Below are 6,307 nucleotides of genomic sequence, written 5' to 3' on the forward strand. Positions count from 1 at the left end.
GCTGGTGCAGCGTTCACGGATTCGGCTGACATTAAGGTTGACGCTGAAGTTGTGGACACTCTGGTTGCTCTGGGCGTAGTAAACGGCTACGATGATGGCTCTTTCAAGCCCAACGGCACCGTAACCCGTGCGGAGATGGCGAAGATGATCTACGTTCTGCGCACCGGTAACTCTGACGCTTCTGCGTACAACGACGACAAGACCTCTTTCACCGACATTGGCTCCCACTGGGCACGTGGCTACATCAAGTACTGCAAGTCTCTGGGCATCATTGCTGGTAAGAGCAACACCAAGTTCGCTCCGAACGACAAGGTAACCGCTCAGGAAGCAGCTAAGATGCTGCTGGTAACCCTCGGTTACAATGCTGACAAGGCTGGTCTGGTAGGTGCTAACTGGGCATCCAAGACCAATGCACTGGCTGATGAGGCTGGCCTGCTGGAGGACGTTAACACTTCCTTCACTTCCGCTTGCCCGCGTCAGTACGCTGCACAGCTGATCTACAACGCAATCGACGCTAAGACCGTAGTTCTGCGCGACGGCGAGTACACCGATCAGACTGCTATGGGCGTTGACAACAAGACCGTTGGCGAGAAGTACATGAACCTGAAGAAGACTACTTCTACCCTGACCAAGGTTTCCAAGACCAATGGCAAGGACACCTACGAGTTGACTCTGGACAAGGACGCAGCAGACTGGGACAACACCACCGAGACTAAGGCTTCCGGCAAGGCAGTATTCGATTTCACCGACGTTCAGAAGGATTACTCTGACCTGCTGTACAAGACCGTTACTGTACTCCACAAGGATCGCAAGACTGTTTACGGCGTTTTTGCTACCTCTGACAACACCCAGCAGTCCAACATCCTGAAGAAGCTGGAGATGGACGGCGCTAAGGTTAAGCTGAACGGCACCAAGTACGATCTGGTTGCTGCTGACAAGCAGACCGTTTATGTAAACGGCGAGGTTCTGTACAAGACTTCCTCTGGTACTTTCACCACCACCTCTACTGGCAACACCAAGGCTACCATCAAGGCATTTGTTGATGCTTACGGCAACAAGGCTGCTAATAAGTATAAGGATTCCAAGTACTGGCAGGGCACCGAGGTATCCCTGATGGCTACCGACGGCACCTCCAACTACTCCATCCTGAAGGTTAAGACCTTTGCTGTTGCTAAGGTTACCGCTGTAGGCTCTGACTACATCAATGTAACCGTAAAGAAGGGCGACACCTCCCTCAACAACGGCAAGACCAAGCTCGAGGATGACGAGTGGGATTGGTACGATGGCGTTAAGAAGGATGACTACGTTATCCTGACTGCCAAGGGCAACTACGGCACCAACCACGGTCTGGTTGAGAAGGCTGAGGTTGTTACCGGCAAGGTAACCGGCACCAAGTCTGATGACAGTGCTTGCGTTGGCGGCAACTGGTACACTATGGCTGGCGTACAGTCTGGCTCTTCGGTACCGGTAAAGCGCCCGAACACCGGTTCTAACGTTGACATGGTTATTGTTAACGGTTATGTTTACTTCATCGATACCACTGCTGGTTCTATTGAGGATGTAGCACTGCTGGTTGAGGCTGACCAGAAGGGCGGCATCGGCTCTAAGTGGGAAGCTCGCCTGATCTTCGCTGACGGCTCTGACAAGACTGTTGACATTGAGAAGTACTGGGAAGACAAGGACAACAAGAGTCATACAATTGGTCAGCTGACCGAGAGCAGCGCTCCGATTCTCGTAACCTACGAGAAGTCCGGCGATGTTTACACCCTGACCAAGGTTGGTGCTGACCACACTTATGACGGCAACACCGACTTTGAGACTGCTGGTTATGACGCATATGTAACCGCAGCTGCTTCCGGCGATGCAGCTGATTTCAAGACCGATGGCAGCATTAAGGGTGCAACGGTTTCTGTAAAGAACTCTGACAAGACTACTGCTACCGCTTCTCGCCTGTACTACGAATCCACCGGCGTTGTATTCGTTAAGTATAAGACCGATAATGAAAACGGCACCGGCTCTGCAGATTACAAGGTTGTTACCGGCAAGACTGCTTCCGGCTACAACAAGGTTCTGAAGGACGTAGCTGCTGTTGCTAACAAGTCCGGCAACTCTTACTATGCTCAGGCTGCTTACATCAACCTCGGCAAGGGTACCACCGGCGGCGGTTCTGACAACTACGCGGTTGTTACCGGTGATGTTGTAAAGAACACCGAGAACGGTACTGTTTACGAGATTCCGGCTTGGAACGGCACTAAGGCTATCACCGTTAAGACCGATGACAGCGCAGCTAACAGCCTGGAGAAGGGCGAGCTGTTCACCTACACCGGCGACGTTGCCAACGCTGATATCGACAAGAAGAGCGCTGATAACTACTACGTTGCTAACTACGACGAAGCTTCCGGCGACATCACTCTGCTGTACAAGGGCGCTGACAACAAGTTCTTCTCTCTGAAGAGCGGCGACAAGTACAACAAGGTTGATTCTAAGGATACCATCGTAATGTACGTTAACTCCGATGATTCTACCGGCGTTGCTTCCGGCTCTATCGATCTGGCTTACCTGTTCGACAGCGACTTCTGCACTCTGACCAAGGGCGCAACCGGCACGCAGGATCTGAGTAAGTCTGCTCTGACTACGAGCTACACTACCTACACCTCCTCTGACCTGTCCGAGGACAACGCTCCGAACGTAAAGGCTTACTTCGACGACGACGATCAGATCACTGTTCTGGTTGTTGACGTAAACCGCAACATTACCAAGTGGTAATTTGTTCGGAAAACCGAATAACTTGTTTGGCTCCCGCTGAATGAGTAAAGATTCCCCCGAGGAAAATTTCCTCGGGGGTTTTCCTTTACCCAATCACACAAAAACGGCAAACGAATACTTATACCCGCTCAAATTGAGGGCACAGTTGCGGCTATTGAGCAGCTGAAAGCCGTCAGCGGTGACGCCGAGACCGACGCTATCGCCGTACATCAGCGGCACGTTCTCGGACGCCAAACCGCCGTAAATGGCGCTGCTGTAGCCGGTGTAGCAGCCCTCGCGGAACACGAGCACGGCCTTGGGATGATACCCCAAACTGATGGTGCGTTTTTCGGTTCCATCGCCGGTGTAAGTGCCAAAATGGCACGCGGTTTTCACCGTAAGCGTGGTTTTGACGGTGTTCATGTCACTTTGCAGGTCGGTGTCCGCCGCGGTGCGCGCGTTGGTTTCGGACTCGGCGGCGTGCTCGATCGCGGTAAGGCGGTTGCGCACGTCCTGCGCCAACTTGTCACCGTCCACACAGCCGCTCGGCAGCTTGCCAACCGACGCGTCGCGCACCTGTTTCTGCACGTTTTCGATCGCGTCCTGAACGGTCTGCGCCGGCACGCCCGCACTCGCGGTGTAGCCCAGTTTAGCCGCAGCCGAGAACTCGCCCAGCGCGTCGCACAGCCGGTTCAGCGCCTGCCGCAGCTCCTCCGGCGACGAGTCGAAGTACGTTTTCAGCTCCGCCGCCTGCATATTCGGCTGGTCGGGCAGGTCCGCTAAACGCTTCGTGAACGTGCCCTGTCGATACGATTCAAATCCCATAAATATACCTCCTGTTCGGCGTTTCGCCGTTTGTTTGAGGTATAGAATAGCCGATTTTTCCGAAATTGCAAGAAAAACTTTTGGTTTTTTGCAAATTTTTCGGGGAAAGGGAAAACCCCCGAGGAATTTCCTCGGGGGTTTAGTTATGCCTTCAAATCAGCAAAACTGATTAGGAATGCATGTAGTTGTTAACGTCAACAACGATCAGGTTGATGTAATCGTCACCAGCCTCAGAGTAAACAATTACGTTGTTCTCTACGGTGCCGTCTGCGTTTACATCCTCAGCAACCTCGATGTCGAATGCGCCAACGCCAACCTTATCGTCGGAGTTAACGTACAGAATCGTGGTCTCGCCAGCCTTGATCTTGTTCTTCGTGCTCAGGTCGCACTTGTTATCAGCAAAGGTGATAGCGCCGGTGCCTTCGTCGTAAGAAGTGATCTTAGTCAGTGCATAGTACTCGCCGTTCACGCCGGTGGTGGTCTTGTTGTCCAGACGAGTCAGGTCAACAGTGCCATCGGAGTTGTTGGAGTACTCGAAAGCGGTACGCTTGGTGATACCGGTTTTGGTATCCTCAGACTTGAAAGTAACTTCCTTGGTGCCGTCCCAAGCCTTGATGAAGGTGTACTTGGTACCATCGATAGTCTGCTCGTACGGATCGTCCAGAGCGTAAGCATAGTTGCTGTTAGAAGCGCCCGGCAGCTTGGTGTCCATAGTAACAACAGCTACCTGTGCGTATGCGTTGCCGGAAGTCAGCTCGCCCAGAGCCTCAACAGACTTCAGAGTGGTCTTGCTCCAGTTAGCAACGTCCTTACCAGTAACTACCTTGTAGTCATCGGTCTTGTACTTAACGAATACAACAGCGTCGCTCTTGAAGAACAGCTTGTTATTAGAGCCAGTTTGCTGACCAGCCAGAGTTACATTACCCTTAATGTTGCCGTCAACATCCTGAGAAGCAGCGGTAGCATAGATATCGTAACCATTGCGAGCGGTGCCGGAAACCTTCTTCAGAGTGTACTTGCCCTTGGATACCTCGTAGGTAGCCAGCTTCGGAGCGCCCAGAGTTACCTTATCACCGCCGTAGCCGTACTCAGAATCAGAATCCAGATCTACGGTCTTGCGGGAGCCGTCAGCGAACATAACGTCAGCAACCTTGCTGCCGCCCAGGCCAGATGCGGAACCAGTCTCGATAACCATTACCATGTCAGCAGTGCCGGCGGTAACAGTGTCAACGAACTGAACAAAGCCGTTAACCAGAACAAGCTTTACAGTAGCGTTAGAAGACGGCCAGTTTTCGATAACATTGGTAGTGCCAGCCTTGTAGTCAGCGGTGTACCACTTGCCATCGATCATTACCTGATCGTTGCCCTTAGTACCAGTAACCTTGCCTTCAACAGTCTCAGCCTTGGTGATCAGACCCTTGTCGTCAGCATAGTTGCCAGCCTTGGAGATTACAACGTAATCGTCCTTCTTGAGGTCGGACGGGTAGTTGTAGTTGTCATCCTTGCGAGCGCCGCCTGCATTGATGTAGTCGGTGCCAACGTAGGTAACCTTCTTAACGGTATAAGTGGTAACCTTCAGGATGTTGATCTTGCTGCTGTCAGTGTTGGAGATAGCCTGAACAGAAGAAGCCTTGCCAATGTTGTTGCCCTCAGAGTTCTTAGCAACCCACTGAGCGATGGTAGCTTCCTTAGCACCAGTTTCCTTGGAGTTAGTGGTAAAGGTGTTACCCTTATCGGTGGTGTACATCTTATCGCCATCTACATATACGGTAGAATCAGATGCGATGGTGTACTTGGTGCCATTAATCTTCAGCTTGTTGCTGCTGTCCAGCTTAACGTTGTCCATTACGTTGGAAACAACAGTGTTGTCGTCGGTCATGGAGTAAACGCCAAATACGTTGTCCTTGTCCTTGTACAGAACCTTAACCTTCTGATACTTCAGAGCGGAGTAGTCCTTGGTAACCTTAGTGAAAGCATCCAACTTCTTGCCAGTGCTCTCAGTCTGGTTGACGGTTACGTTCAGAGAGTAAGTGTTCTTATCGGTATCCTTGGTTACATCGTTCAGAATACCAACGGTCTTGTTCAGACCCATGTACTTCTCGCCAATGGTCTTGTTCTCGCTGCCATTGTAGTTGTACTTGGTGTAAGCGTCATCACGCCATGCAACAGTTACGGCATCAATAGCATTGTAGATCAGCTGTGCAGCGTACTGACGCGGGCAAGCTGCGGTGAAGGAAGTGTTAACGTCCTCCAGCAGACCAGCCTCATCAGCCAGTGCGTTGGTCTTGGAAGCCCAGTTTGTGCCTACCAGACCAGCCTTGGTTGCATCGTAGCCCAGAGTTACCAGCAGCATCTTAGCTGCTTCCTGAGCGGTTACCTTGTCGTTCGGGCAGAACTTGGTGTTGCTCTTACCAGCAATGATGCCCAGAGACTGGCAGTACTTGATGTAGCCGCGAGCCCAGTGGGAGCCAATGTCTGTGAAAGAGGACTTGTCGTCGTTGTACGCCGAAGCGTCAGAGTTACCAGTGCGCAGAACGTAGATCATCTTTGCCATCTGAGCACGGGTTACAGTACCGTTCGGCTGGAAGGAGCCGTCTTCGAAACCTTCGATTACGCCCAGCGATACCAGAGTGTCCACTACGTCAGACTTAACCTTAATGTCGGCCTGATCCGTGAACGCTGCACCAGCGAACATGGTGAATGCACAAGCAAACGCCAGTACCAGTGCAAGAACCTT

3 protein-coding genes are annotated in these 6,307 nt (G+C 52.0%); 1 reads left to right on the plus strand and 2 read right to left on the minus strand.

Translation table 11 applies throughout. The annotated features are described in order from the left end of the window. The coding region (locus DW088_RS15440) for an S-layer homology domain-containing protein (protein ID WP_199720454.1) at positions 1–2,766 on the plus strand (2,766 nt) is incomplete at its 5' end. Positions 2,767–2,859: 93 nt separating this feature from the next. Here the strand turns inward: DW088_RS15440 and DW088_RS15445 are convergent. Beyond that, entirely contained in the window at positions 2,860–3,570 is a 711-nt protein-coding gene (locus tag DW088_RS15445) for a hypothetical protein (protein WP_118361966.1), read from the minus strand. 169 nt (positions 3,571–3,739) lie between these two features. Then, positions 3,740–6,307 (minus strand): S-layer homology domain-containing protein (locus DW088_RS15450; RefSeq protein WP_118361968.1); only part of this gene is annotated, 2,568 nt, incomplete at its 5' end.

It is taken from the genome of Butyricicoccus sp. AM05-1 (genome assembly GCF_003474415.1).
Classification (GTDB): domain Bacteria; phylum Bacillota; class Clostridia; order Oscillospirales; family Butyricicoccaceae; genus Agathobaculum; species Agathobaculum butyriciproducens.

Bases quoted from the DNA above. Each gene is read 5' to 3' on its own strand.
- DW088_RS15445 (WP_118361966.1), bottom strand. From the start codon at position 3,570: ATGGGATTTGAATCGTATCGACAGGGCACGTTCACGAAGCGTTTAGCG.